At 49.8% G+C, this 26,535-nt stretch carries 23 protein-coding genes; 8 read left to right on the top strand and 15 right to left on the bottom strand.

Annotated features, from left to right (window positions below):
* Positions 1–163: 163 nt before the first annotated feature.
* The 4 genes from LQZ19_RS04445 to LQZ19_RS04430 all read left to right on the top strand — a co-directional run bounded on the left by LQZ19_RS04445 (position 164) and on the right by LQZ19_RS04430 (position 3,708).
* Positions 164–1,117, top strand: coding sequence for a hypothetical protein (locus tag LQZ19_RS04445; RefSeq protein WP_411046452.1), 954 nt, complete (start codon positions 164–166; stop codon positions 1,115–1,117).
* Positions 1,118–1,224: 107 nt separating this feature from the next.
* A complete protein-coding gene (locus LQZ19_RS04440) occupies positions 1,225–2,262 on the top strand; it encodes a transposase (RefSeq protein ID WP_411046451.1) in 1,038 nt (345 codons plus the stop codon).
* On the top strand, positions 2,153–2,503 hold the full coding sequence (locus LQZ19_RS04435) for a transposase (protein ID WP_411046450.1): 351 nt from the start codon (positions 2,153–2,155) through the stop codon (positions 2,501–2,503). Before LQZ19_RS04440 ends, LQZ19_RS04435 begins: the two co-directional genes overlap by 110 nt.
* 365 nt (positions 2,504–2,868) lie before the next feature.
* Positions 2,869–3,708, top strand: a complete 840-nt coding sequence (locus LQZ19_RS04430; RefSeq protein ID WP_411046449.1) for a hypothetical protein — start codon at positions 2,869–2,871, stop codon at positions 3,706–3,708.
* A 121-nt stretch (positions 3,709–3,829) separates the two neighbouring features.
* Here the strand turns inward: LQZ19_RS04430 and LQZ19_RS04425 are convergent, their stop codons facing one another.
* The 5 genes from LQZ19_RS04425 to LQZ19_RS04405 form a co-directional block, all read right to left on the bottom strand.
* Positions 3,830–4,144 carry a hypothetical protein gene (locus LQZ19_RS04425; RefSeq protein ID WP_411046448.1) on the bottom strand — a complete coding sequence of 105 codons (315 nt, stop codon included), beginning with the start codon at positions 4,142–4,144 and terminating at the stop codon, positions 3,830–3,832.
* Between the two features lie 240 nt (positions 4,145–4,384).
* Positions 4,385–5,434 carry an extracellular solute-binding protein gene (locus LQZ19_RS04420; RefSeq protein WP_411046447.1) on the bottom strand — a complete coding sequence of 350 codons (1,050 nt, stop codon included), beginning with the start codon at positions 5,432–5,434 and terminating at the stop codon, positions 4,385–4,387.
* A 38-nt stretch (positions 5,435–5,472) separates the two neighbouring features.
* A complete protein-coding gene (locus tag LQZ19_RS04415) occupies positions 5,473–6,339 on the bottom strand; it encodes an ABC transporter permease (protein ID WP_411046446.1) in 867 nt (288 codons plus the stop codon).
* Positions 6,336–7,223, bottom strand: coding sequence for an ABC transporter permease (locus tag LQZ19_RS04410; RefSeq protein WP_411046445.1), 888 nt, complete (start codon positions 7,221–7,223; stop codon positions 6,336–6,338). Before LQZ19_RS04410 ends, LQZ19_RS04415 begins: the two co-directional genes overlap by 4 nt.
* Entirely contained in the window at positions 7,220–8,350 is a 1,131-nt protein-coding gene (locus LQZ19_RS04405) for an ABC transporter ATP-binding protein (protein WP_411046444.1), read from the bottom strand. Before LQZ19_RS04405 ends, LQZ19_RS04410 begins: the two co-directional genes overlap by 4 nt.
* Positions 8,351–8,517: 167 nt before the next feature.
* On the opposite strand from LQZ19_RS04405, the gene LQZ19_RS04400 reads away from it, so the two are divergent.
* A complete protein-coding gene (locus tag LQZ19_RS04400; RefSeq protein ID WP_411046443.1) occupies positions 8,518–8,931 on the top strand; it encodes an EamA family transporter in 414 nt (137 codons plus the stop codon).
* Here LQZ19_RS04400 and LQZ19_RS04395 read toward each other — a convergent pair.
* From LQZ19_RS04395 to LQZ19_RS04365, 7 genes are all read right to left on the bottom strand, one after another.
* A complete protein-coding gene (locus LQZ19_RS04395; RefSeq protein WP_411046442.1) occupies positions 8,896–9,381 on the bottom strand; it encodes a HEPN domain-containing protein in 486 nt (161 codons plus the stop codon). The genes LQZ19_RS04400 and LQZ19_RS04395 overlap by 36 nt on opposite strands.
* Entirely contained in the window at positions 9,374–9,709 is a 336-nt protein-coding gene (locus tag LQZ19_RS04390; RefSeq protein ID WP_411046441.1) for a nucleotidyltransferase domain-containing protein, read from the bottom strand. The genes LQZ19_RS04395 and LQZ19_RS04390 overlap by 8 nt, the downstream gene beginning before the upstream one ends.
* Positions 9,710–9,776: 67 nt before the next feature.
* Positions 9,777–11,033, bottom strand: a complete 1,257-nt coding sequence (locus tag LQZ19_RS04385; RefSeq protein WP_411046440.1) for a M20 family metallo-hydrolase — start codon at positions 11,031–11,033, stop codon at positions 9,777–9,779.
* A 30-nt stretch (positions 11,034–11,063) separates the two neighbouring features.
* Positions 11,064–12,032 (bottom strand): UDP-glucose 4-epimerase GalE, encoded by a 969-nt coding sequence (galE, locus tag LQZ19_RS04380; RefSeq protein WP_411046439.1) that lies wholly within the window; start codon positions 12,030–12,032, stop codon positions 11,064–11,066.
* An 89-nt stretch (positions 12,033–12,121) separates the two neighbouring features.
* Positions 12,122–13,393: an aminotransferase class III-fold pyridoxal phosphate-dependent enzyme gene (locus LQZ19_RS04375; RefSeq protein ID WP_411046438.1), complete on the bottom strand. Its 1,272-nt coding sequence runs from the start codon at positions 13,391–13,393 to the stop codon at positions 12,122–12,124.
* Positions 13,394–13,408: 15 nt separating this feature from the next.
* On the bottom strand, positions 13,409–14,389 hold the full coding sequence (locus LQZ19_RS04370) for a transketolase family protein (RefSeq protein ID WP_411046437.1): 981 nt from the start codon (positions 14,387–14,389) through the stop codon (positions 13,409–13,411).
* 11 nt (positions 14,390–14,400) lie between these two features.
* Entirely contained in the window at positions 14,401–15,249 is an 849-nt protein-coding gene (locus LQZ19_RS04365; protein ID WP_411046436.1) for a transketolase, read from the bottom strand.
* Between the two features lie 209 nt (positions 15,250–15,458).
* Here LQZ19_RS04365 and LQZ19_RS04360 point away from each other — a divergent pair, with 209 nt between their 5' ends.
* Positions 15,459–16,964 carry an MFS transporter gene (locus LQZ19_RS04360; protein ID WP_411046435.1) on the top strand — a complete coding sequence of 502 codons (1,506 nt, stop codon included), beginning with the start codon at positions 15,459–15,461 and terminating at the stop codon, positions 16,962–16,964.
* A 7-nt stretch (positions 16,965–16,971) separates the two neighbouring features.
* On the opposite strand, the gene abc-f is transcribed toward LQZ19_RS04360, so the two are convergent.
* From abc-f to LQZ19_RS04345, 3 genes are read right to left on the bottom strand one after another with little or no spacing between them, the layout of a single operon-like run.
* Entirely contained in the window at positions 16,972–19,011 is a 2,040-nt protein-coding gene (abc-f, locus tag LQZ19_RS04355) for a ribosomal protection-like ABC-F family protein (RefSeq protein ID WP_411046434.1), read from the bottom strand.
* Between the two features lie 4 nt (positions 19,012–19,015).
* Positions 19,016–20,407, bottom strand: a complete 1,392-nt coding sequence (locus LQZ19_RS04350; protein ID WP_411046433.1) for an SH3 domain-containing protein — start codon at positions 20,405–20,407, stop codon at positions 19,016–19,018.
* Between the two features lie 9 nt (positions 20,408–20,416).
* Positions 20,417–22,720, bottom strand: a complete 2,304-nt coding sequence (locus LQZ19_RS04345) for an MFS transporter (RefSeq protein WP_411046432.1) — start codon at positions 22,718–22,720, stop codon at positions 20,417–20,419.
* A 121-nt stretch (positions 22,721–22,841) separates the two neighbouring features.
* On the opposite strand from LQZ19_RS04345, the gene leuS reads away from it, so the two are divergent.
* Entirely contained in the window at positions 22,842–25,277 is a 2,436-nt protein-coding gene (leuS, locus tag LQZ19_RS04340) for a leucine--tRNA ligase (protein WP_411046431.1), read from the top strand.
* On the top strand, positions 25,277–26,458 hold the full coding sequence (locus LQZ19_RS04335) for an MFS transporter (protein WP_411046430.1): 1,182 nt from the start codon (positions 25,277–25,279) through the stop codon (positions 26,456–26,458). The genes leuS and LQZ19_RS04335 overlap by 1 nt, the downstream gene beginning before the upstream one ends.
* The last annotated feature ends 77 nt before the right edge of the window (positions 26,459–26,535 follow it).

The raw sequence follows: 26,535 nt of genomic DNA, 5'->3' as shown, positions 1-26,535 counted from the left end.
TTTCGGCTACAACCAGCAGTCGTTTTACCGAACCGCTTAAGTATACCAGATTCCGCATCTTTCTTTTAGCATAGCTTCGTTAGGCGCAATTTTGGTTGAATTATTTTATAAAAGGAATTGACAAAATAAAAATATTCAGTATAATTTACAAAAGGAACAAGAAATGAAAAAATTAGTTATTACTATATTAATTATTTTAGTACTGTCATGTAATAAAACAACAAATGTTGATTCTAATAAAAATATTCCAGAGGAAACCATTGTATCAAATGATAGAATCCAATTTTCAGTTAATGATAAATATACAGCGGATAATTTAATTTCTGTACAACCTTATGTTGAAAAATTTTTGGAATTATGCCCTGAAATTAATGAGAATAGAAGTGAAATAGAAATTGCTAAATTCTATCTTGTTGATCTTGAAAAAGATAATCAATTTTATCAACAACTCGGTTGGACAAAAGCAATCGAAATAATGTTTGAAATAAAGAAAAATAATAATTTACCAAATGCATGGGATATTGGTGGTAAAAAATTATATTATATCATAGGATCAGGACGAGTTCCAGGGATTTATGTAAATACTAAACAAGAACATTTGTTTGCAAATATTTTAAATGAGAAAATAAGTGTAGTTACAGAATCATATTTTTATGGTATTGATGAGATTGGTGAAAGAAATATTATAGAAAATGTTGAACGAATTAAGGGACAATATTTAATTGATAATTTTCAAAAGAATATTAGTAAAATAAGTACTAGATATTTCGGTGAATGGAAACAATTGACTAGTTCAAATGTTCAACTAATCACGGGTAATAATTCATCTGTATTATTAACATTAGATTTTGGACAACCTTATTTTGTAAATTTAGCGAATATAAAATATGATCAAAATGATTTTACTAATAAAGAAGATTTATCTTTAATTTTATTTTCTCTAGTTGAAATATTAGAACCATATTTAACCGAAGAAGATGTTAATCAATTTTGTAAAACAATAATTCAATATGATGTTAATTTAAGTTTTTTGATGCCCAGTGGAAATAAATACATAATTATATATAATGAAAATATAATTAATATATCAATATCATGGAATTATGATCAGTTATGAAGCAACCAAAACAGCACATAACCAGGGTGCACTTTTAATAAGATTTCGCATAACGACAGAGAAAAAAGATCGACAAACCAAAGAAATGATGATACGATACAAATACTATGGCAAATTATAAGCAAACAGATAAAGAACAAGGGCTGTTTCTGGCGATAAACTTAGGAGAACAAATACTACCGGGGACGTTTGAATGGACCATGAGCCGGTTTATCGATACCGAAGTGGACTTTACGGGATTCGATGAGGGGTACAACAACGACGAAAAGGGAGCGCCGGCGTATGAACCGCGAATACTACTGAAAATTGTGCTATACGGATATTCGCAGGGAGTACTATCATCACGGAAACTGTACGGACTGTGCCGGTATCATATTATTATGAAGGCGCTTGCAGAAAACCAGGAGCCGTTTCATACGACGATTGCGCGGTTTATTGTGGGGAACGGGAAAGAAATAGAGAGAATAATTACGGAAGTACTGTATTTCTGCAATGAACAACATCTAATCGGTGGAAAGATGCTCGCGGTAGATGGGTGCAAGCTGCCATCCGGAGCGTCAAAGGAATGGTCGGGGACGAAAAAAGAATTAAGGAAGAAACGAGAAAAGATAGGAAAATTAGTGAAGAAATTGATATCGCAGCACCGTGAGGAGGATGGGAAGAACGGTGGGAGCGGCGGCACGGAAGAAGAAGAAAAATACCGGGAACGGATACGGCGATATAAGGAACAGATGAAGAAACTGGACGAATTCGACCGGGAGCATGAGGCGCATATGGGGAGTCGTGGACAGGAAATACAGTCGAACGTCACCGACAACGAGAGCGCGAAGATCCAGGGGCCGCACGGGGTTATCCAAGGATACAACGGTATAGCGGCGGCGGACAGCAAAAACCAGATAATAGTTGCGGACACGGGATATTTTTCAGAGGATAATTTGCAGGCAGCGAAAAAGAAGGGGGTAGGGGTAATAATCCCAGACCCCCAATTCCGGCAGCGGTATGAACAGATGATAGCCGGTACGTATGGGAAATACCATGAGGTGGCGCGGTTTGACGCGAGAGATGTGCGGGGTGTGTGTGATGCGGGAACAATGTATCAAGGGGAAAAACAAAAAATACCGGACACTGTATATACCGATACATGAGTATGAAGAAAACGTAGCCGACAAGATGCGGAGTAAGATAGATAATCCGACGGTAAGGAAGCTATACGGGAAACGGATGCAGATTATAGAGTCGGTATTCGCGAACATCACGTATTGCAAAAGGATGAACCGGTTCACGCTGCGGATGAAGGAAAAAGTAAACATCCTATGGCTGTTGTATTGCATAGTGCATAATCTGGGTAAGTGTGTTGGGGTAATGAGGGAGCAATACGCGGCATAGGGACGAATAACGGAGTGATAATCGCCTTAGGATGAATAAATGATCTTATATTGATATGAAGCTGGCAAATATAAAATAGTATAATTGAAAAAATATAAAAATCATGATAAATAGTAATTGTAATATAATTAAAAATGCAGCCTGAACACACGGTTTACGATTCGTCGCATACGCTCATCGGCCTCAACAAAACACCAGTCGGACTACGCCCTTTGTGGTATTTTGTTCCACCACATTTTCGCAGTTACTGGAACGCTTCGCGTTCCTTTATTGCAATCGCAAAAATATCGCAAACCTATTCGCATTATGCGAAATGGCTCCTCAATTTATTGACAAAATAGAAAAGGAGGTGTAAAATATACAATATGATTGGAACTGTTTGTTATATTGACTTATTGGGTTTTTCTTTCTTGACAGCTAATCCTGACAAGGGTAAGTATCAAAAAATAATTTACAGGTATATTAAAAATTTGCATAAATATATTTCACAAGCCATTGAAAAGACAAATATTCGTTACTGTATTCTTTCTGATTCCGTATTTTTATATGTTGAAAAAGATGTTGATATATTATTATACGCCTTGACTCGAATATTTCGAAATTGTATATCCTCTGGCGTTTTATTAAGGGCCGGTTTAGCATATGGAGAATATAATTTTATTGAAACTAAAATTGACTCGAATAATATTTTTGGAGTTGCAGTTACAAAAGCCGTTTCTTTGGAAAAGAAAGGGAAGGGGTGTAGAATATTTATTGATGCAGATTTACCTAGTAAAAGTGCATTAATAAATCTAGATCCCAAGATATTTATTCCTTATATCAATCATGTAGATTATTCGGCAATTGATATTTTTGAATGGCCGTTGTTTTATAAGGATTATTGTTTTAGAAGCAATGATATAGTTTCAAAACACAATATTAGAAAAGAAATACGAGAGCTTTTATATAATAATTCAAGAATAATTGCTTGTTTAAAATATTCGCCATTGTTTGACTGGAATGCCAAATCAACAGATGGAAAAGTACAGTTAAAAGCAACAATAGAATATATAACAAAAATAACAAATGATACAATTCAAAAAACGAACCAATTTGAATTGTTGCCAACGGAATATACTTTTGATATTATACGTAGAGAAGCGACTGTAAAAAATTTACAAGGGACGTATAAAGGAATATATAATATTGAAGAAACAATAGTGTAGGAGGAGCCACTTTGCCTAACCAAGGTGCTGAAGTACGACACTTTAAAAATTATTAAAAAGAAACTTGACATGAATATTTAAAATATAGTAAAGTAAAATCTCTGGAGGATTGTTTGAAAAATTACTTAATTTCTTTGTTAATCGGTTTAATTGCTGCTATTGTTGATATAACCCCAATGATAATAAGAAAAATGGATAAGTTATTTATAATTTCGGCATTTTTTGTGTGGATTGTTTTGGGATTATTTATTCCAAAAATAAATTTTGTATCAATTTCTTTTTTAAATGGTATTATTATATCAATTTTATTTGTTTTGCCAATTACATTTTTAATATATAAACTTGATCCAACTGGTCTTCCAATTGTTATCGTTACAACAATAATATTAGGGTGTGCTGTTGGATTTTTATCAAAATTATTTATAAAGTAAAACATGGATACAAATATAATTTAATGCCATCAGGAGATGGTTATGGAGAGTACATCCATTAGAGAATGACAAAAAATTTATCTGTAAACAGGAGCAACAAACTTCACATGTACTGTAAATAACAAACGCCCGCAATTTCCCCCACGCTCCATTTGGCGCAAGTGGGGAATAACAGGGTTAAATAGATCCTCCCCCACCGGCGTTTTTCCGAATGACCTATATACTCTGACCCAGCTAACCTCGAGCTAATCCCCGACTCGTATAGTAAGCCAAGCATCATCATAGAGCGTCAGATTTTCTCCCATATCATCCTTGAGCTCAACATTGGTAAGTTCCTCCGCCTGATAATAGGGGGTAACTTTTTTCAGCTGCCGCGCAGGAATGTTGGCGGTGGCGGGGAAGCCGAAATAATCGGTAAACTCCGCATAGATTTCCGGCCGGTGGATAAAGTCAATAAACTTATAGGCCAAGTCTACATTCTTGGCGCCTTTGAGGAGGCACATACTGTCGATATAAGCGGGACCGCCTTCGGGGGGTATGAAGAAAGCGGTATTCTTTTTTTGCTCCTCACTAATTTCTTCGTATACCACTTCGGCGTAACCCTGGACTACCCAGAAGTCCTCATCGGCAAAGCCCTTGCCAAAGGCTTCGGCGTCGAACTTAATCAGATTCGGCTTCCAGGCACTGTTAACCAGATCCCGGGCGGCGGCGATCTCCGCAGGGTTTGCGGTATTGACCGAATAGCCCAGGTGTACCAGGGCATCCCCGAGTACTTCCCGCATATCATCCAGCATGGTCATTTTTCCTTGCAGATCGCTGCGGCCAAATATGGACCAGCTCTTTTCGTATTGAGGAACCCTGGCGGTATTTACGGCAATCCCCGCAGCGCCGAAGTAGTAGGGCACGCTGTATTCCATCTTCGGGTCGTAGGTCGCCTTTTGGAGTACCATCGGGTCGATATTTACCAGATTAGATAATTTTGATTTGTCAATTTTCTCAAGCATGTTCTGCTTGATCATGATGGAGACATAATCCCCGGAGGGAAAAACCAAATCGTAACCCGTCCCGCCGGACAGAAGCTTAGCATAGAGTTCTTCATTGGAAGCGAAGGTATCATAAATAATTTCGCAGTTATTCTCCTTTTCAAATTGCCGTAATACAGAGTCGGGCGTGTAGTAGGTCCAGTTGTAGAGATAGAGCTTCGGCTTTTTAGCACAGCCACTGAATGTGGTGAGCATTACAACACTGAGCAGCGCCGCACTCAGCGCCGCAGCCATAACAGGTATTTTTTTCATCTTTTTCTCCTCGTATAATAGAATCCCATACGGAATCTTTATTTTGCGGCGATATATTTCAGGAAGTTCCTGAGCAAGTAGGTAAGGGCTACGGTTCCCAGGATCATCACCACCGAAAGGGCGTTGATAACCGGGGATACGCCGAAACGGATTGCCGAGTAGATATACAGCGGCAGTGTTGTTGAACCGGGCCCGGCGACAAAGTAGGTAATGACAAAGTCTTCAAGGGAGATGGTAACAGCTGTCAGAAAGCCGGAGACAATGCCGGGCATACAGATGGGCACCGTTACCTTGAGGAAGGTTTGCTGTTCATTGGCGCCCAGATCGTGGGCAGCTTCGATAATGGAAAAGTCAAATTCGTCCAGCCGGGCCATTACCATGAGGAATACAAAGGGCAGGTTAAAGGTGGTATGGGCGATAAATATGGTGAGTAATCCAAGCTTTAGTTTTATTCCCGCAAAAAAAAGGGACAGGGAAACACCGATGATGATCTCCGGCAGTATCATGGGGAGGAAGGAGATGGCCTGAACATAGTTTCGCAGCCGGAACCGGTACCAGTTGACCCCCACGGCGCCCAGGGTTCCAAAAACCGTGGCGGTTCCCGCAGAAGTAATGGCGATAAGGATACTGTTCCAGAAAGCCCGCCAAAGGTCCCGGGAATGGAGGAAGAGCTGTTCATACCAGACCATGGAGAAGCCGGTCCAGCCCATACCCTTGGATTCGTTGAATGAGTAGACGATTAATACCAGCAGGGGGAGAAAGAGAAAAACCAGGGCGGCGATAAAAACGGTTTGGGAAAAGGAAAATGGTTTTTGCCGGTAGGCCCGCCGGGCGTGGCGCGCCGCCTCACCCTTGGCCTTCCCGGGGGTGAGGTTGGTGATGATGCCCTTGATGTCGAGTTTCAATTTCCGGCTCCCTTGGCTTTCAAATCCGCAGTTCTATTGGCGTCCTTTTTTTGGAGGTTCATCATGATCAGAACCCCCGCGGTGGTGATCACCGTGAGTACCATGGAGATCGCCGAAGCCAAGGGCCAGTTCCGGGCTTTGGTAAGCTGGTCCGCAATAACGTTACCCAGCATGTAGGAATCCTTGCCGCCCACCAGGAGGGGCACCGCATAGGCGCCGAAGATGGGAATAAAGGTAAAGAGTACCGCCGTATAGAGACCGCTGCGGATATTGGGGAGGAGTACCCTGAACATGGACTGGGGCTTGGTGGCCCCCAGATCCCGGGCAGCTTCCAGAAGGGAAAAATCGAATTTATCGATGGTGGAGAAGAGGGGCAGTATGGCGTAGGGCAGGTACATATAGACCAGCACCAATATTACCGACCCCTGGTTGTACAGAAATTGAACATAATTATTGATAAGTCCCATTTTTATGAGCAGATCATTCAGAAAGCCGTTGTTTCCCAGGATATTCATCCAGGCGAATACCCGGATAAGAAAGTTCGTCCAGAAGGGGATGATGATTAGGAGGAGCAGAAAGGTCTGGTTTTTGCTCCTTGCCATGAAGTAACCGCAGGGCAGAGCGATAAGGATGGTAATTAAAGTAGCAATCAATGCGGTAATAAGGGTACGGATGGTGATAATTACAAAGCTGGGATTACTGAGATTTCTGTAGGCTTCCAGGGTAAATTCTCCCATGGTTACGCCGCCGTAGAGACCTTTCCGCAGAAAACTGTAGAGTACAATAATTAACAGGGGCGCCAGAAAAAATACGGTAAACCAGACCGTCATGGGCGCTGAGTAGAGGAGGCCGTAATGACGCCTGACGGAAGAATTGGCGCTCACGATTCTTTGACCCCGACGATGTACCCGTCATGGGCGCTCCAGGAAAGATACACCGAATCTTTCCAGACAATATCGGGACCTTCATCGGAATATTTGGCGTGCTGTTTAATCACCCTGATAAGGAATTTGTCCTTGACCTTAACATAGAACTTTGTTTGAAAACCCGAGTAGATGGGTTCCTCCACGAAGCCCTGAAAAAGGTTGATGTCCTCCCGGGTGGTGGTGGGCTTTTCCTTTGAGATAAGCACCTTTTCCGGGCGGATGGTAAAGCTTACCTGTTGGCCGGGGCTGAACTTATCTACGGTGGTCACCTTGATCCTGCCGAGATCGGGGATATCCAGTTCCGCCATATATTCACCCTCCGCCTTTTGGATGGGCGCGGCGGAAATTATCTCTCCGTCAAAGAGGTTGGTTTCCCCGATAAACTTGGCCACAAAGCCCGTGGCGGGGCTTTCGTAGATTTCGTGGGGGGTACCTACCTGCAGGACGTCCCCCTGGTTCATCACCGCAATACGGTCCGAAACCGAAAGAGCCTCCTGCTGATCATGGGTAACATATATGAAGGTGATTCCAATTTTGTCGTGGATCTGATCCAGTTCGATGAGCATGTGCTGCCGCAGTTTGGCGTCCAACGCCGAAAGGGGCTCGTCCAGGAGAAGTACCCGGGGTTCGTTGATCAGCGCCCGGGCTATGGCCACCCGTTGTTTCTGTCCCCCGGAAAGCTGGTTGGGCTTCTTGTTGGCGTGGATCTCCAACTGGACCAGCTTGAGGTATTCATTAACCTTTTGGTCTATTTCAGATTTCCCCGCTTGCTTGATACGAAGAGGAAAGGCCACGTTCTCAAACACCGAAAGATGGGGAAAAAGGGCATAGTTCTGAAAAACCGTATTGGCCTGCCGCTGATTTGGAGGCAGGGGCAGCACATCGGCGCCGTCAAAGGTAACTACCCCGGTATCGGGGCTTTCAAACCCTGCAATAATACGGAGGAGTGTGGTTTTTCCGCACCCGGAAGGTCCCAGGAGGGAGAAAAACTCCCCTTTTTTTATTTCCAAACTGACACTATTTAATGCCTTAAAATCACCGAAGAGCTTGGAAACACCCTCGATAACCACATCGCTCCCTTTCAACCCCGCTCCTTCAACCTCTCTTCAAATACAGCTCATGCCCCGGCAACCCGGTATTTCTCCTATTTATTCTAAAAGGTACAATGCGGATTTTAAAGGGTGTTGTCAAGACTACTAGGGCTTTAAAAAGTAAAAAAAACAACCTAAAATTGCAATAACGGAGGCATACCATGTGGGTCCTTTACGCCCTGTTATCCGCCCTTTTTGCGGCTTTAACTTCGGTATTGGCCAAAATCGGCATAGAGAATATCAACTCAAATTTGGCCGTGGCGATACGTACGGTGGTGGTGTTGATCCTCTCCTGGGGCATTGTATTTTTAACCGGGAAACAGCAGAATCTTACGAACCTGGGGCACAAGAACCTGCTCTTTCTGGTTCTTTCCGGTATCGCCACCGGCCTATCCTGGCTCTGTTATTACCGGGCCCTGCAGCTTGGCGAAGCCTCAAAGGTAATCCCCATTGATAAGTTCAGCGTGGTCATCGGTATGGTCCTGGCCTTTATCGTATTAAAGGAAGCCTTCACGATTAAATCCATTATCGGCGGAGTTTTAATCACCATTGGTACCTTTGTTTTGATCCTGTAGTATTACTATTCCCGAAGCATCAACAGTGCCATCACCTTGGCGTCTCCACGTTGGGCTGGTGGGAAAAATTAGACGAAAATAATCCAGCACATCTTTGGCGTATTTAATGGCACTGGAAAGATCTTTTTCGGTAAGCAACAATTCACGGGGATACCTTGGTTGGACGCCATATCGATTTAGGGTATTACATTGAACCAATATAGCTTTGATGTCTGTAACAAAGGGTTCGCAAAGCTGACATAGTTCTATCAGATCATGATTTTTTGGCGGGCGAATTTTATTGATGACTAGAAAGCCTTTTAAGCATTTTTCAGCAGATTGCTGGCAATGGAAACAAATTACTTCGATAGGAATGGGTCGCATATTCAATAAATAATTGGCACTGTTTAGATCCATTTTGGCAAATCTGAACCATTCCAATGCATATTCCTTTTCGTCCATATTATCCATAGATCAATACCCCCTTTTCTACCACCTCCTGTTCCAGCGTAGGGGCGGAGACCCGGTATTGGAATCTGGATTTTTTGGCCACAAGGATATCCGTTGGCATTGATTTATGGCCATAAAGGGCAAGTCCTATTCTGTCCATTGCCTCAAGATCCCGGTAGGGAGCGTCATCGTTCAGTATCACATAAAAATCCAAATCCGAATCGGCTTGAGGTTTGCCATAAGCATAGGAACCAAAGAGGTATATCTGTTCCACCGGCACCGTATCAACGATAATATTTTTGATTAAGGCAATCTGCTCCTGTACGGTTACGCTGATGGTCTCTTTCATGGTTCGCTCAAACATCTCCTATTCCTAATCAGTATACTTTAAAAACCCCGGCTTATCAAGCAATACATTATTCCCGAAACATTAACAGCGCCATCACCTTGGCGTCTCCAAGAATGTTGTTCACCAGGGTGTACTCGTTGGGCTGGTGGGCGGTGTCGTCCATGCGGCTCCACACCACCGAATCGATACCGGCGTTACGGAGATAGGCTCCCACGGTGCCACCCCCAATACCGATGGGCCGGGTTTCAGCCTGATACACCTCTTTGACAATCTTCGAGAGAAGTTTTACCAAAGGCGCATCGGGGGAAGTGGGTTTTGACTCTTGGCACTGGGGAAGGGTATAGCTGATTTTGACTCCGCGCTTGGCTTCTATCTCCGCCTTGATACGATCGATTTCCGCCAGTACCGTTTTGGCGGGATACCGGGGGAGGATACGCATATCCATGCAGAACACGTCATCACCGGGAATAGTATTGATGTTGGGGACATTGGCCTCTTTTTTGGTGGGCTGGAAGGTAGAGTAGTCCGGCTCAAAGAGGGGGTCGTGATCGGAAAACTTTTTGGAAAGGCCCTCGTGGAGCCGTACCGCCAGTTCCGCCCCGGCAAGGTGGGCGTTTATGCCCTGGTCGGGCCTGGAACCGTGGGCCTGGGCGCCAATGGTGCTGAACCGTGCCCAGATAAGGTTTTTCTCCGCAATCTCAATAGTTTCTCCCTTTTGGTCGCCGCCGTCGGGGATGAGTATCATATCGTCCTTGCGGAAGAGTTCCGGAATTACCGCGCCCTGGTTTCTGATGAGCCAGTCTACGCCATAGGCGCTGCCGTTCTCTTCGTCGGCGGCAAAGAGCAGTTTTACTGTGTTGGCGGGGACTATACCCTGCTTTACCAGGGCCAGCGCCGCCACCACCGATGCGGTGAGTCCCTGCTGGTTATCCTCCACACCCCGGCCTATGAGCCGTAATCCCCGGCCGTCGCCGCCGTCCTTTTGGATCACCGTCCAGGGATCGCTCTTCCAGAGGGATGCCTCCCCCGGAGGTACCACGTCTATGTGGCTCATGATCCAGAGCCGCTTGGTATCCGCCTTTCCGGGGATGGTCGCGATCAGGTTGGGCCGTACCCCGCCCTTGGCACGCGTATCCGGTGCATCGTAGCGTTCCAGTTGGGTGATCCCCTGGGCTTTTAGCCAGGACTCCAGGAATATACACTTATCCAGTTCCCCCTCACCACCCGATTCCGGGGATATGGCGGGCCGCTTGGTCAATTCCGTCTCCAACTCCACCGCTAAAGGAGCGCTCGTTTCAATAAAACTAAATATTTTTTCTTTCATCCCGAGCTCCTCACGTTTTATCCCCTAGGATCAATTCTTTTGATACGCATTCCAACTGGTTTTTATCAGGGTTTCCAGGTCCGAATACTTCGCGGTCCAGTTTAAAAGTTCGTGGGCCAGCTTGGATGTGGCGGTAAGTTTGGCGGGGTCCCCCGCGCGGCGCCCCACAATTTTTGCGGGGATAGGTTTACCGGTGATACGCCGGGCGGCCTCGACAATCTCCAGTACCGAAATGCCGGTTTCACTTCCCAGGTTAACGGTGATGCTCCGGTCATTTTTGCTGGTGTAGTCCAGGGCCGCCGCATGGGCCGCGGCGAGGTCGCTCACGTGGACATAGTCACGGACTCCGGTGCCGTCCGGGGTATCGTAGTCATTCCCAAAAATCTGCACTTCCTTCCTGATACCGCAGGCGGCTTCCATGATAACCGGGATGAGGTTTGCGGGGTTGCTCTCCAGGCCGGTGATCCTGCCTTTGACATCGTAGCCCGCGGCGTTGAAGTACCGGAGGGCGGCAAAGCGTATCCCCTTGAGCTTATCGTACCAGCCCAGGAAGCGTTCGATTTCCAGCTTGGTGAAGCCGTAGTAGCTTTCCGGATTGGTGGGATGTTTTTCATCAATAGGGAGATATTCCGGCTGGCCGAAAACTGCGGCGCTGGAGGAAAAAACGAAGTTTTTAATGCCCCCTTCCACGGCGGCGTTCAGAATATTGACGGTACCGTTGATATTGTTCACCGAGTACTTCTCGGGTTTTACCATGGATTCCCCCACGGCTTTAAAAGCCGCCAGATGAACCACTGCGTCAAAGCCCCCTTGGGCCGCCCGGGACAGGCCGGTATAGTCAAGAATGTCTCCGTGGATGAATTCCGCTTCACTCAAGAGGTTCCCCCGGAGGCCGCTGGAAAGGTTGTCGAAAACAGTGACTTTATGGCCCCGGTCCAGAAATTCCCGGGCAACATGGCTGCCGATATACCCGGCGCCGCCGACGATTAGGATTTTCAAATTATACTCCTATAAAAGTGTTACGAAATAACGTTCTTTATTCTGAGTATATCAATTTTTCTTGTTTTGGGCTATTCCCTGTCCGAGGATTAGAACTTACTCTTTACTACCCTAAAGGCATCGTCGGCTACGCTTAGGGCAAACTCGATATCCGCTTCGGTCATGGCGGCGCAGATAAAGTTGTTGTGGTGGTTAGTTATAAAGACTCCCCTCCGGACACATTCGGCTACCCAGGCTTTGTGGAGATCCCCCGACGGGTCAAACCAGTTCCACTTTTTTTCAACAGGGTCCTGAGCCAGGGCTATATAGAACAGTGACGGTTCGGCGCTTATTTCCATATAATAGCCATAGGATGCCGCAAGTTTTTGCAGGCCATCGGTGTAGAGCTTTCCTATTTTGAGCATATGTTTTGCCGCATCCAGTTTTTTCAGTTTGTTGATACAGGCAATTCCCGCTGCAAAGGGCACCGCACTGAGCCAGTAACTGCCGGTGTAGTAAACGCTTTCGCAGGCTTCCTTGAGGGCGGCCTTCCCCATCAGGGTTGATACGTTGTACCCGTTTGCCAGGGATTTACACATACAGATAAGATCCGCATCAAAGCCGTAGTATTTATCCGAACCCGCAAGATCCAACCGGAATCCGCAGCGTACGTCATCCAAAATGAGTACGATACCATTCTTGGTACAGAGTTCCCGGACCTTCTTCCAGTAACCTGGACCAGGCAGCCGGTTTGTTATAAAGGCAGGTTGGTAATAGGGGGTGGAGATAAACCCGGCGATCTGTCCGGGGTTATCGGCGATAGCCTTTTCGATCTGTTCTATGTTATCCCAATCAACATACACCAGATCCTGTTGTTCCTTTTCAAAGATACCCTTTGCTGCGCCGGGCGTTTGAGCCCAAGGGGCTACCCCGTGATAGCTGCCGTTGACCAGCATGATTTTTTTACGGCCCGTGGCAACCTTGGCCACCATCAAGGAAAGGCTGGTCACATCGCCGCCGTTCTTTGCCATAAAGGCCCAGTCAATGGAGCTGATCGTATCCACGAGGACTTCTGCAAACTCAACCATTTTGTAAGAGGGAGCGGTTACGCAGTCTTCTTTTTTCATCTGCTCCGACACCGCAGCGTTGACATCAGGATCACTGTAACCCAGGATATTTGGTCCATAGGCGCACATGAAATCCAAAAATTTGTTTCCGTCGGCGTCCCAGAAATACGCTCCCTGGGCATGATCTGAGAAAATAGGATAACTTTCCAGGGGTTTATAACTTCCTATCCCCTGATGTCCGTGGATTCCCTTTGGAATAATCCGTTTTGCCTTTTCAAACCACTCGTTGCTTTTTGGGTAACCATAGGTGTCCATACTGTTTTCTCCTATTTATTTGCGTTTTAAGACCGTTAGTGTTTTTTGTACAATGGTCTCGGCATCAAGCCCAAACCGTTTAACCAGATAATTCTGGGAGCCCACTTCACCAAATTCATCCTGAACGCCGACCATTTCAATTGGGCAGAGGGGACCATGGAGAGCCAGAGTTTCAGCTACGGCACTCCCCAATCCGCCGATGATATTGTGGTTTTCGGCGGTGACAACGGCTCCGGTTTTGGCGGCGCAGTCCCGGATAAGCTGGGTATCAATGGGCTTTATGGTAAATATATCCACCACCTGTGCGGATATCCCCCGGCTTTTTAGCTGCTCTGCGGCAATCATAGCCTCGGGTACCAGCATACCGCAGGCAATAATGGTCACATCCGAACCGTCCTGCAGCAGATTTGCCTTACCAAAGCTAAAGGTAGATCCGTCGCCGTAGATTGTCGGAGGCTTGCTGCCCCTGGCAAAGCGGAAGTAGAACATACCGTATATGTCGGCGGACTGGGTGAGGACATCCTTAAGCATTGCCCCATCGGTAATATCCACAATGGTCATATGGGGGATACAACGCATAATACCCACATCTTCAAAGGACATGTGGGTTCCCCCGTTATAGGTAGCGGTTACCCCCGGATCGGAGCCGATGAGCCGGATGTTGAGTTTACCGTAAGCCCCGGAAACAAAAATGACATCAAAGGTGCGGCGGGTCACAAAGGGCGCAAAGGAATGAACATAGGGAACCTTTCCTCCGGCGGATAAGCCGCAGGCGATGCCCACCATGTCGGCCTCCTGAATCCCCGTATCGTAAAAACGGTCCGGGTAGGTATCCCGCATTTTCTGCGTGATCGGCGCCCACATGCCGTTGGCAATATCCGCTTCTCCAATGCAGATCCTGGAATCACTTGCCATAAGCTCCGTGAGGACGCCGCTGTAGACTTCTTTTAAAGTGAGGGAATCACAGTCCCCGTTATAGACAACTGTAAGAGACATGGTTTACCTTCCTATTCCTTCTCGATTTTAGCTGCTTCCTGTTGCAGCCGGGCAATTTCAGCTTCGCATTCGGCGCGGGGCATGAGAATATGGTGGTTATAACCCATCTTCTCTACAAAATCACAACCCTTGCCCTTGATGGTACGCAGCACAATCACCGAGGGTTTACCCGGATTCGTCTTTGCCTTTTCAATAGCTTCCAGAATAGCCGCTGCATCGTGGCCGTCTACGGCATAGACATTCCAGCGGAAGGCGGTAAACCGTTCAGCAAAATTTGTAATATCGTTGACCTGCTCAAGGGTTCCGTCTATTTGTTTGTCATTAAAGTCAATAAAACAGATAAGGTGATCCAGCTTGTACTGAGCTGCAACCATGGCGGCCTCCCAGATCTGGCCTTCCTGACATTCCCCATCCCCCACGATACAATAGGTGTAAGCGGGTTTACCGTCTGCCCGGGTCGCCAAGGCAAGGCCCACTGCACCGGAGAGCCCCTGTCCCAAGGAGCCGGTAGTCAGGTCGATGCCGGGTGTTTTGGTACGATCGCAGTGGCTCGGCAGATTCGTACCCGGCTGGTTGAGCGTATCCAGCCAGTCCTTGGGGAAAAAGCCCCGTAGCGCCAGGGCGGCATAGATAGCCGGACCTGCATGCCCCTTGGAACACACCAGTTTGTCCCGATCTTCCCATGTAGGATTATGGGGGTCCAGGTTCATCGCCCCACCATACAGTACTCCCACCACATCCGCAATTGACATGGAACCACCGATGTGACCAAACCCAATGATCATCATTTGACGGATCGTTTCTATACGAACATTGACGGCCATGAGCCGCATGGCCCGTAATTTTTCTGTAATTTCCATTCAGTGTACACCTCTCCACATAAATGTGTTGTACCCGTAAAAGTACTTCTTTAATCCTACCGCCCGGGAATAGATTTGTAAAGAAAAATCGGAAATTTTCGAAAGGGGAAACCTAAAGGGCCTGCAAAAAGTACAAAAAAGAAATTTCTTGCCATACTGGAAGATTTACGATACCATATTTCATCAGTTTGACGTATGGAGGTGGAATTGTGGCCACTAGAGAAGAGATATATAACCGTGTAAGTTTTGCTCCCGATGCAAAGCTCCCCTGGTGGGATAGGATTCGGTATTGCGCCGGTTCCATAGGTACAAACCTTCCCTGGGTTGCATTTGGGTATTACCTGATGTTTTTCTATACCAACGTTCTGGGTATCAGTCCGATCATTGCCGGTACTATCATGCTGGGCGCCAGGGTCTGGGACTGCATCACCGACATGATCATGGGATGGGCGGTGGATCATTTTAATCTTAAATGGGGTAAATACCGCTCCTGGGTTCTCATATCCCTCATCCCCAACGCCCTTCTCTTTATCGGCGTCTTTACTGTTTTCCCCGGGATAAGCGATACGGCAAAGATAATATGGGCCGTTATTACCTACGGTAACTATGGCGCTGTTGCCGCAACGCTCTGCTATATACCTATGTCGGCTCAGATCATGAACATCACCAAAAATGTGGAAGAACGGTCAACCCTGGTGGGTATTAAGATGATATTTGCCAATGTGGGACGGATTATTGTTTCTGCGGCGATCCTGCCGATGGCCAAGTTGTTCAGCGGTATTTCTCCCAACGCAGAAGTTCCGGACGCCAGGGTTCTTGCCCCCGGCTTCTTTTGGATGGCGGTGGTTCTTGCGGCCCTTGTGGTGGTACTGCTCTACGGTGTCGCCGCGATGAGTAAAAAATATGAGCTTAACGCTGATGGGAGCTACCGGGAGCACCTGCGGGTATCTAAGGCGGTCAAAACAGATCCTCTCTTGGAACAGATTAAAAATGTCCTTACTAACCGGGCGGCGGTTATCCTCGTGTCGGGTATCTTTATCCAGTACATCATGGATGCAGTAAAGAGCGGCATGATAATGTATGTTTTTGGGGACTATTTTAAAGTAAGTACCTTTATCCCCACGTTAATGCTTGTGAACACTGGTATGATGGTGGTAGGGGCGGTGTTGCTTAAACCCACTATTCATGTTTTTAAGGATTCTAACCGGGCCTTCTGTATAACCATGGCGCTGCATCTTGTTACAACCCTGCTTTTCTATGTCCTGTGCCTGGGATTAGGTCCCGAAAACGGAGCGGTGTCGATCCGATTCGGACTTCTGTTCTTTCTCTTTGGGCTCAGCGGCCTGTTTATGGGCAGTCATTTGGCCTACATGGGGGTATTGCTTCCTAACTGTGTGGAGTACGGCGCCTGGAAGAACAAGAAGTACCAGCCCGGCATGATCTATTCCTTTGATGCGGTAAGTCTTACCTTTGGCGGAGCTCTCGGCGCCCAGCTGCTGGGAATCTTGCTCAATTGGTCCGGGTATGTGGCCAATACGGCTCAAGGCGCTGACACCCTGAAGAAACTTCTTGTTGTCGCCTTCCTGATACCATCTGTCCTCGTGGGGGTTCAACTGGTCATCCAGCTTTTCTTTGGCCTTACAGACAAGCAGTGTAATGAGTACGCCGTTGAAAATCAGGCCCGGCTTAAGGCTGAGGCTGAACAGGCAAAATAGCCTCATTCTACTCAGCCGAGGCCAGTTCCAGTTCCGCCGCCTTTGCTTCCCATTCCCGGTTCTTCCCCTCAAGTTCCGCCGTTACCCCGTCCAACCGGGCCTTTACCGCCCGGGCCTTTTCGCCGTTGCTGTAAACATCAGGCCGGGCAAGCTCTGTTTCCAGGGTTGCCTTCTCCGCTTCCAGTGCTTCCAGTACTTTGAGGATCTCCCCTTCCTCCCGCTCAAGCCGCCGGGTAAGGGTCTGCCGTTGTTTTGCCAGATCCCGGCGGGCGGCCGCTCCAAGGGGCGCTTCGGTCGACCCGGCCTTGATCAGCACGGTCCTGGGCAGGGGCGCCGAAACCGTTTCTGCCGGGGACTCTGTTACAGGCAGGGCAGTCTCAGCCGCAGTATTACTGTTGCGGGTGAAGTCGCCGGTAGTCTCCCGCCCAATCCGGTCCAGGTAATAGCCGTAGTCGCCGTAGAAAAGCCGAGCCTCCGCCGCTTGTTCCGGGCCCCGGGCGGATAGTTCTAAAGTTTTGGTGGACAGGGCTTCCATGAAGGCCCGGTCGTGGGATACGAAGATGATGGTTCCGTTATAGCCCTTGAGGGTTTCCAGGAGTATGTCCTTGGACTGGAGGTCCAGGTGGTTGGTAGGTTCGTCCAGGATCAGGAGGTTCATGGGTTTGAGGAGCATCCTGAGCAGGGCCAGGCGGCTTTTTTCGCCCCCGGACAGAACCGAGATGGACTTATACACATCGTCTCCCCGGAAGAGGAAAGCCCCCAGCATGTCCCGTACCCGGGGGATAAGTTCCGTGGGCGCCTCTTTTTCCAGGTACTCCAGGACCTGCTGTGAACCGGTCATGGTTTCTGCGGCATCCTGGGAAAAGTAGCCCGGCTGTATGCCCGCGCCATAGCTTATCTTTCCCATAAAGTTTTGGTCCGCCCCGGAGAGGATGCGCAGTAATGTTGTTTTTCCCGCGCCGTTACGGCCTACCACCACGAGCTTTTCCCCCGCCTCCAGGATCAGGTCCAGCCCGCCGATGATCGGTCTGTTACCGTAGCTTTTCCCGATGCCTTCAAGGGTCATGGCTATGCGGCCTGAGTGGGGAGGTTTAGGAAAACTGATACTGATTTTTTTGAGAGACTCGGGGATCTCTATGCGTTCCATCTTTTCGAGTTTCTTGATCCGCTCCTGAACCATGGCGGCCTTGGTAGCCTTGTAACGGAAGCGGCGGATCAGATCTTCCGCCTTGGCGATCTCTTCCTGCTGTGCGGCGTAGCGTTTGAGCAGGCTGTCCAGCTCGGTCTGGCGGACCTGCTCGTAGGCGCTGTAGTTTCCGGCGTACCGCTTAAGCTGTCCCTGGAAGAGTTCGTAGACCTCGTTGACGGTGACGTCCAGGAAGTAGCGATCGTGGGATACCAGGAGGTAGCCGCCGGTAAAGCTGCGCAGCCACTGTTCAAGCCAGGAACGGGCCTCAATGTCCAGATAGTTGGTGGGTTCGTCCAGAAGCAGTATATCCGGCGCTTCCAGGAGCACCTTTGCCAGGGCGATCCGCATCTGCCAGCCCCCGGAAAATTCCTCCGTCGGCCGGTTCAGGTCATCGAGGGAAAAGCCCAGACCGGAAAGGATCATGGCGATGCTCTGATCCCGGTTATAGTAGCCGGAATTTTCCACCAGCTCGTGGAGGCGGTGATGCTCATCCAGAAGCGCTGTGGTACGGCTGTCATCGGTGGTGGCGCTTTCCAGGGTCCGGCCTATGGTTTCCATTTCACCCATCAGGGCAGTAATTTCAGCGTAGGCGGTCTCCGCCTCTTCCCGCAGGGTGGAGCCCCGGTGGACTATCCCCGACTGGGGCAGGTAGGAGATACGGCAGCCCTTTTGGACCGCCCGCTCACCGGAATCGGCGGCAAGCTTCCCTGCGATAACCTTCATCAGGGTGGACTTGCCGGAACCGTTGGCCCCCGCAAGAGCTGCCCGGGAACCCGAAGCCAGGTTGAGGCCCACCTCCTTCAGAATATCCCTGTCGGCAAAGGCCAGGGAGACCCGGGTAAACTGAACAAAGGCCATGGACTCAGAACTCCAGGGGATTTGCGGCTTGAATAGGGGCAGCCGTTTGCGGACGATCGGTCTTAAAAAAGTAAATCACCGTGGGGGTCGCCGCCCGGCGCGTCACCGTGACCCCTTCCAGATTATCCGGGGGAACATATTCGATCCGGAGTCCCTGATCTTCTACGATGTACATAAAATTCACCTTTATACCGGAACTGCTAATCCCATCAAATTGCAGGGTAAAGGCGCCGGTATACCGTTCCTCCAGCTCACGGCCCAGGAACAGCTCCATACTAACGGAACCGCTGCCCAGGGCGGAGGCAGGAATAATTTGGGGTATGAGGATATTGTTACCGGTCCAGGTGAATTTTCCGGTCCTCGCAAAGCTTAGGTTCCCATAATTGGTGCTTTGAAATGCCGGCCCCAGGGTGTAGAGATTCTGAAACAGCGCTTCCCGCCGTTCCGTTTCCTGGACAATAAGATCCCCTAATTCCATGGGGAGGGATACAAAGATCACCGACTTCAGAGCGCCGCCATTTTCAGTATACTGTACCGTCAGGGTAGTATCCGACTGGAGGTGCATCTGGAGGGGCGCCCCTTCAAAACGCCAGGAACGGCTCCCGGCGCCCTGTATTCCCGTATAGGAAAAGCTCAGATCCACCGTGGGCAGGTAAATGTGGGCAATCCCCGTATCGGGAGACGGACTAAAGCGCCACTGTTTTTCCAAATCCTCCAGATCGATCCGCTTTGAGGAAATCATGGTTCCGTACCAGTCCGGATACCAGGACCGGGACAGGAGCATATCCAGATCCGGATCTTCCTTCTCCACAGCCGGCGCTGCCTGGGTAAGCGCCAGGGCGCCTCCGGTATGTTCAAAAAGTTTAAGCCGATAGGAGAAGCAATACCCCACGGCGCCGTCTTCGGTGAGAACCCGGTACCAATCCCCCGGAAGGGGATCCCCGGTGGCGCTTATGGCGGGATTTCCCTGGGCCTTGGCAAGTATCTTGATGATCTGCCCCATCCTCAAACGGTACACCCTCCGTGCACCGTTATCCGGATCGTCCCGGATTGGCAGGCCATCCTGGGCGGTCTCGGCATAGAGCCGGGCATATTCGGAAAACTCCGCCGCCCGCGTCCGCGCCGCTTTTTTCCCGCCGCTCAACTCAAGCTGCCAGAGGGGTATTTCAAACTTATTCGTGTCCTGCTCCGCTTTTCTATAGGCATCGGGGATTCCCACCACCCATACATGGTCTATGTTTGACCTGATATACACCGGCAGCACTGTCCCCGAAGGGATAGCGGGATCCTCCGTGGACCAGAGCAGTACCCCCCATCCCAAAAGCCGGGAACAGGAACTCAGCGATACGCTTGCCAGAATAAAAAAGATGAAAAATGATAAGCCCCTATACCGCATTGTCTTACTTTACCGGAGCGCAGGGGGATTGGGAAGTACGTCCTTGGTCAAAATCCGCAGTTGATGGGCAGCCCAGTGGGAGATGAGGAGTTTGAGCCGGTTATAGGAGGCGAATTCATCATCCAAAATAAGCTCGGAAAGGACCACCCGGATGACCTCCTGTATCAGATCCTGGGGAAGTTCAAGGATCCAACGCGACAGGGCCGCGCCTTTGGATTCATTCATGTAGGCTCCAATCGCAGGCTGCAGGGCTTTAGCCTGTTTCGTTGTGAAATATCCCTCAGATTCCGTCCGGGATGCCCTCCAGCCCCGGCGGCCGGACATGAACAGTTCGTAGGCTTCTTCGGCTTCATCCCGGGCAAGGGTGGGCGCCAGGGAAGGATCTTCGCGAAAACGGATCAGGAGGGGATAAAATTTGTTCTGGATATCCAGGATACTGGCCATAGCCAGGATCACCGTGTCCCGGAGATAAGGCGGGGGATCCTTCACCCGAAGTATATCCATAAGCGCCGAAAGGGAATTGGGGGAACCATAAATCCCCAGGGATTCCACCCCCATGATCTTAAGCCGGGGATTTTTGGTTTTGGCGATGAGCTTTTCAATTTCCGGCCGGAATGCCTCATCCCGCAGTTTTGCCAGGGCAATCGTGGCTTCCCCGGCAAGCATATAGTCCTTGGAGGCTGCCAATTCCCGAAGGATCGGTACGGCGGGAAAAAATCCGTGGTTCCCCAGGATCCGGGCGGATAAATAGGCGGTGGTAAAGGGATTGTTAACCAGATCCGACATCAGGGCTTTTTCAGCGTCCTCCCCGAGATTCTCCAGGGCGCCCACGGCACGGAGTGCGTCGGAACGGGTAGCCAGCCGGGGCGACTTTGCTTTATCCAACAGTCCCTTTAGGGCAAGCTTGGAGGGGGTTTCATAAAGCGCCTCCAGGAGCAGTTCCTCTTCTTCGGAGGCCTCGGTTTTTTTCAGCTTATCCAGAAGGGTGATAGCCCGGAGATCCTTGAATGAAAACATGATCTCCAGGGCGCCCTTCAGGGGCAGGGACCCCAGGGATACCAGCTTCTTCTGGAAAATAAGGACCACCGCCAGGATTAACGCAAGGATAGTAAAGAGAACTTTGAAGGTGATGAATACGGAGATCCCCATACTGTTAAAAACATCCAGAAAGATACCCGCCAAAAAGGATCCGCCGCCGCCGCCGATGCCGAAAATGAAAAAGTAGAGAATTCCCAGATCCAGCATTCCCCCTGCAGGGATTAGGGAAAGGAAATAGGTCTGGGCAATTCCTTCGGCGCCAAGGAACCCGAAATTCACAATAAAAAACAGGAAGGATAGGTAGGGTATCACCGAGGCGACATTATCCACCGCGCCCCGGGGGAAAAAAATTGCCGGAAGGAGGCTTACAAAGCCCACGATAATACAGGTGAGGTACAGGGGTTTTGCCCCGACCCTGTCTACCAGGAATTTGATGATCACCCCCATCATCAGGGCGCCCAGGCCGCCGAAAACCGTGTAGAGGGAAACCATGCCGTCACTTTGGGAGAATACTTCCCGGGCATAAACCACGATGAAAATCCGGGTAATGGCGGAAACCATGGCTACCAGCAAAAACAGGAACATAAAGTTCCGGAAAGCGGGCTTGGAAAAAGCGTCTTTGGTGATTGCCCAGAGTCCGCCCTTTGAGCCGCCGGAGTCTTTTGCCGGTTCCGGAATGCCCCGGAGCAGGGCGCCGCTGAAAATCCCTCCCACGATACCCGCCGCCATGATAACTGCGTAGAGGATTAGCGAGGGGTTCCGGCCCAGGAGCATGGCCAGGGCAAAACTGGCGAACATAGCCACGGCGTTGTTGATAATCTGAATCATGGTCATATAACTGCCCCGGTCGGGCCCTGCCGCCAATTCGTCCAGTACCGGGTTGTTCGCGATAAGCCCGGCGCCCCGGAATAAATGGAATAAGGATACCCCCAGGAGGGTTAATTTCAGAGCATCGTTATGGCGGCCCGCGCTTTCCAAAAAGGGTACGAAAAGCACCACCCCCATGGACAGAGACCGCAGGACCCAGGCGATGGAGTAGATCCTTATAATAGGAAATACCTTACAGAGTACCTTTCCCAGGGGTAAAAAGAAGTAGGAGACATATACCAGGGCATTGAGAAGCCCAATCATGGTGGAGGATGCGTTCAGCCGCAGGGCATAGAGGGTAATTATGTTCCCCGCAAGGAGAGCATAGGATAGGGCATTGAAGAAGTTAAAGACATTGTACCGATCCCGGGCTTTACCAAGGCGATAAGGCGAAAGTGAGCTACCCATAATTAAAGTAATAAGCATTGTAGGAGGAAATTTCAAGGAGGGATATCTTGTGGAGCATGTCTTGAAACGCTCCCCAGACGCCGTATATGATACTCATACTACGAAAGGAGTCCGTATCACCATGGCAAAATATCCCTTTGAGACCATCGAACCCAAGTGGCAGAAGTATTGGGAAGAGCATAAGACTTTTAAGGCCGTGGAGGACCCGTCTTTCCCCAAGGAAAAGCGCCGGTATGTGCTGGATATGTTCCCCTATCCATCGGCCCAGGGGCTCCACGTGGGGCATCCCGAAGGCTATACCGCCACGGATATCTACTGCCGCTACCTGCGTATGAGCGGGTACAATGTGCTGCACCCCATGGGCTTTGACGCCTTTGGGCTGCCGGCGGAAAACTATGCCATCAAGACCGGGACCCACCCGGCGCTGACCACCGCGGCGAATATCAATCATTTCCGTACCCAAATTAAGTCCCTGGGTTTTTCCTACGACTGGGACAGGGAAGTTGATACCTCCGGGGAGAAATATTACCGCTGGACCCAGTGGATCTTCCTCAAGCTCTTTGAAAAGGGGCTGGCCTACGAAGCGGAGAGTCCCATCAACTGGTGCCCCTCCTGCAAAACCGGGTTGGCCAACGAAGAAGTAAAGGACGGCTGCTGTGACCGCTGCGGAACCAAGGTAACCCGGAAACGCATACGCCAGTGGATATTGAAGATCACCGCCTATGCGGAACGGCTCCTGGAAGACCTGGACGGCCTGGACTGGCCGGAACCGGTCAAGCTGATGCAGCGGAACTGGATAGGCCGCTCCGAGGGCGCAAATGTCAGCTTTAGGATTGACGGGCATAGCGACGCCCTGGAGATTTACACCACCCGGCCGGACACCCTCTTTGGGGCGACCTACATGGTCCTCTCGCCGGAACATACCCTGGTGGACAAGATTACTACGCCGGACCAAAAAACTGCGGTGAACACCTATATTGAAGGGGCGGCAAAGAAGAGTGATCTTGAACGGACCGATTTAGCAAAGGAGAAAACCGGGGTTTTCTCCGGCGCCTATGCCATAAACCCGGTGAACGGAAAAAAAATACCCATCTGGATAGCGGACTATGTTCTTATTTCCTACGGAACCGGAGCTATCATGGCGGTTCCCGCCCACGACGAACGGGACTGGGATTTTGCCAAGGCTTTTAAGCTGCCCATCATCCAAGTGGTATCCAACGAAAAACCCGCGCCCGGACAGGATTACTCCGCAGAGCCAACCGAGTGTACGGTAGCCGACGGCTGGTCGGTAAATTCCGGCGAGTTTACCGGGCTCCCCACGGTGGAAGCTAAGACCAAAGTTACCGCCTGGGTCGAGGCGCAGGGCCTGGGAAAGAAGGCGGTGAACTACAAGCTGCGGGACTGGATCTTCAGCCGGCAGCGTTACTGGGGGGAGCCGATTCCGCTGGTCCACTGCGATCACTGCGGCATCGTACCCTTGTCCGAAACTGAACTGCCCCTGCGGCTGCCCGATGTCCAGTCTTATACTCCCACCGGTACCGGGGAATCCCCCCTGGCGGGGATCACCGATTGGGTGAACACCACCTGTCCCAAGTGCGGCGGCCCCGCCAAGCGGGAAACCAACACCATGCCCCAATGGGCGGGGTCCTGCTGGTATTACCTGCGCTACCTGGACCCGGATAACAGTACTGCTTTTGCCGCAAAGGATAAGATTGATTACTGGGCGCCGGTGGACCTCTATGTGGGCGGTGTTGAACATGCGGTGCTGCACCTGCTCTACAGCCGCTTCTGGCACAAGGTCCTCTACGACCTGGGGCTGGTCAATACCAAGGAGCCCTTCCAACGGCTGGTTAACCAGGGGATGATCCTTGGTGAAGATAACCTGAAGATGAGCAAAAGCCGGGGAAATGTGATCAACCCCGACGATATCGTGAAAAATTACGGCGCCGATTCTATGCGGGTCTACGAGATGTTCATGGGCCCCCTGGAAGTGACAAAGCCCTGGCTCACCGCGGGGCTTGTCGGGGTGTCCCGGTTCCTGGAACGGCTCTGGGCTATCGCTGAAAGACCGGTAAGCAACGGCGCCGGGAACGAAGACCTGGTGCGGCTGCTTCATAAGACTATCCGGAAGGTAAGCAGGGACACGGCAACACTGAACTTTAATACCGCTATCAGCCAGATGATGGTTTATTCCAACGAGCTGGCGAAACTGGAGGAGGTCCCGCGCAGCCTCTGGGAGCCGTTGGTACTGATGATAAGCGCCTACGCGCCCCACCTGGGGGAAGAGCTCTGGGAAAAGCTGGGACACACCGGTTCGGTGTCCCGGGGAACCTGGCCCGTCTGGGACGAGAAGCTTACTGCGGACAACGAAATTACCGTGGTGGCCCAGGTGAACGGCAAGATCCGGGATAAGTTTACCGCCGCGGCGGGGACGTCCAGGGAAGAGCTTGAAAAGACCGCCCTGGCCCTGCCGGGGATTCTCAAGTGGACCGAAGGGCAGAGCATTGTTAAGGTCATTTCCGTGCCGGATAAGCTTGTTAATATCGTTGTAAAATAATGGCAACACTTTTACTGTGTATCATCTATCTTACCTTTATCAGCCTGGGCCTGCCGGATTCGCTTTTGGGTTCCGCCTGGCCGGTGATGCACCGGGACTTCGGCGTACCCCTCTACTTCGCCGGGCTGGCCTCCGCAGCCATTACCGGGGGCACCGTCATCTCCAGCCTCTTTAGCCATCGCGTAATACGGCGCTTTGGAACCAGCCGGGTAACGGCGGTGTCCGTGGCCCTAACCGCAGCGGGGCTCCTGGGATTCAGCTTCATGCCGTCGTTTTTTTGGTTCTTCATTTTTGCCCTGCCCCTGGGTCTGGGCGGCGGCGCCATTGATACGGGGCTGAATAATTTTGTGGCCCTCCACTACAAGGCCCGGCACATGAACTGGCTCCACTGCTTCTGGGGCATAGGCGCCGGCCTGAGCCCGGTGATCATGTCCTGGTTCATCTCTCAGGGCGACCAGTGGCGCCACGGGTACCGGACAATCTCCATAATACAATGGGGTATTGTACTGGTCCTGGCAGCCACACTGTTTCTGTGGAAGCCCTTTGAAATTAAAAACCCGGACATCACGGAAAAGGCGGAAACAAAGGTTCGGAGAAACATCTTTCGTATCCCCGGGGTTAAAGCTGCCCTGCTGGCGTTTTTTTCGTATGTATCCCTGGAGGGAATTATCAATATATGGGGTCCCACCTATCTCGTCATGCAAAAAGGTGTGGGCGCCCATACCGCCGCCCAGTGGCTGTCCCTTTATTTTATGAGCCTTACCTTCGGCCGTTTTATTTCTGGCCTGATAAGCGCCTTCCTCAGCAATAAAAATCTGATCTTCCTGGGCTGTCTCTTTGTCGCCCTGGGAATTATCCTTCTCGTCCTGCCCCTGCCGCTTATATTCTCCTTCCTTGCATTTCTTCTTATCGGTTTTGGCTATGCTCCTGTTTTCCCATCCATGCTCCACGAAACACCCCGGCGTTTCGGTATAGTGATTTCCCAGGCCATCATGGGCTGGCAGTTTGCCGTCTCGTATATAGGCGCGTCCCTTACCCCCATGTTTACCGGACTGGTCATTTCGCGGGTCAGCATGACCCTTTACCCCTGTATCCTTGCCATCTGCCTTGCCCTGCTTGTGGGAAGCACGGCGTTCATAGGTTCCCTGGAAAAACAGGGCAAACTGGTCGCCGATAATTAGGAATTTTAACCACAAAGTCGCAGAAGGCAAATAAAAGGGGGGGGGAGGGGAAAAGAAAAGAAAATATTTTCTTTTAA

Source organism: Treponema primitia (assembly GCF_046533075.1).
Lineage (GTDB): Bacteria > Spirochaetota > Spirochaetia > Treponematales > Breznakiellaceae > Termitinema > Termitinema primitia_B.
This window is presented reverse-complemented; position numbering and strand designations above follow the sequence as displayed.

What these genes read in the sequence shown, in the direction of transcription:
- LQZ19_RS04445 (WP_411046452.1), top strand. Translation starts at nt 164, where the DNA reads ATGAAAAAATTAGTTATTACTATATTAATTATTTTAGTACTGTCATGT.
- LQZ19_RS04440 (WP_411046451.1), top strand. Translation starts at nt 1,225, where the DNA reads ATGGCAAATTATAAGCAAACAGATAAAGAACAAGGGCTGTTTCTGGCG.
- LQZ19_RS04435 (WP_411046450.1), top strand. Translation starts at nt 2,153, where the DNA reads ATGAGGTGGCGCGGTTTGACGCGAGAGATGTGCGGGGTGTGTGTGATG.
- LQZ19_RS04430 (WP_411046449.1), top strand. Translation starts at nt 2,869, where the DNA reads ATGATTGGAACTGTTTGTTATATTGACTTATTGGGTTTTTCTTTCTTG.
- LQZ19_RS04425 (WP_411046448.1), bottom strand. Translation starts at nt 4,144, where the DNA reads ATGTTTTACTTTATAAATAATTTTGATAAAAATCCAACAGCACACCCT.
- LQZ19_RS04420 (WP_411046447.1), bottom strand. Translation starts at nt 5,434, where the DNA reads ATGAAAAAAATACCTGTTATGGCTGCGGCGCTGAGTGCGGCGCTGCTC.
- LQZ19_RS04400 (WP_411046443.1), top strand. Translation starts at nt 8,518, where the DNA reads ATGTGGGTCCTTTACGCCCTGTTATCCGCCCTTTTTGCGGCTTTAACT.
- LQZ19_RS04395 (WP_411046442.1), bottom strand. Translation starts at nt 9,381, where the DNA reads ATGGATAATATGGACGAAAAGGAATATGCATTGGAATGGTTCAGATTT.
- LQZ19_RS04390 (WP_411046441.1), bottom strand. Translation starts at nt 9,709, where the DNA reads ATGAAAGAGACCATCAGCGTAACCGTACAGGAGCAGATTGCCTTAATC.
- LQZ19_RS04385 (WP_411046440.1), bottom strand. Translation starts at nt 11,033, where the DNA reads ATGAAAGAAAAAATATTTAGTTTTATTGAAACGAGCGCTCCTTTAGCG.
- LQZ19_RS04375 (WP_411046438.1), bottom strand. Translation starts at nt 13,393, where the DNA reads ATGGACACCTATGGTTACCCAAAAAGCAACGAGTGGTTTGAAAAGGCA.
- LQZ19_RS04370 (WP_411046437.1), bottom strand. Translation starts at nt 14,389, where the DNA reads ATGTCTCTTACAGTTGTCTATAACGGGGACTGTGATTCCCTCACTTTA.
- LQZ19_RS04365 (WP_411046436.1), bottom strand. Translation starts at nt 15,249, where the DNA reads ATGGAAATTACAGAAAAATTACGGGCCATGCGGCTCATGGCCGTCAAT.
- abc-f (WP_411046434.1), bottom strand. Translation starts at nt 19,011, where the DNA reads ATGGCCTTTGTTCAGTTTACCCGGGTCTCCCTGGCCTTTGCCGACAGG.
- LQZ19_RS04350 (WP_411046433.1), bottom strand. Translation starts at nt 20,407, where the DNA reads ATGCGGTATAGGGGCTTATCATTTTTCATCTTTTTTATTCTGGCAAGC.
- LQZ19_RS04345 (WP_411046432.1), bottom strand. Translation starts at nt 22,720, where the DNA reads ATGGGTAGCTCACTTTCGCCTTATCGCCTTGGTAAAGCCCGGGATCGG.
- leuS (WP_411046431.1), top strand. Translation starts at nt 22,842, where the DNA reads ATGGCAAAATATCCCTTTGAGACCATCGAACCCAAGTGGCAGAAGTAT.
- LQZ19_RS04335 (WP_411046430.1), top strand. Translation starts at nt 25,277, where the DNA reads ATGGCAACACTTTTACTGTGTATCATCTATCTTACCTTTATCAGCCTG.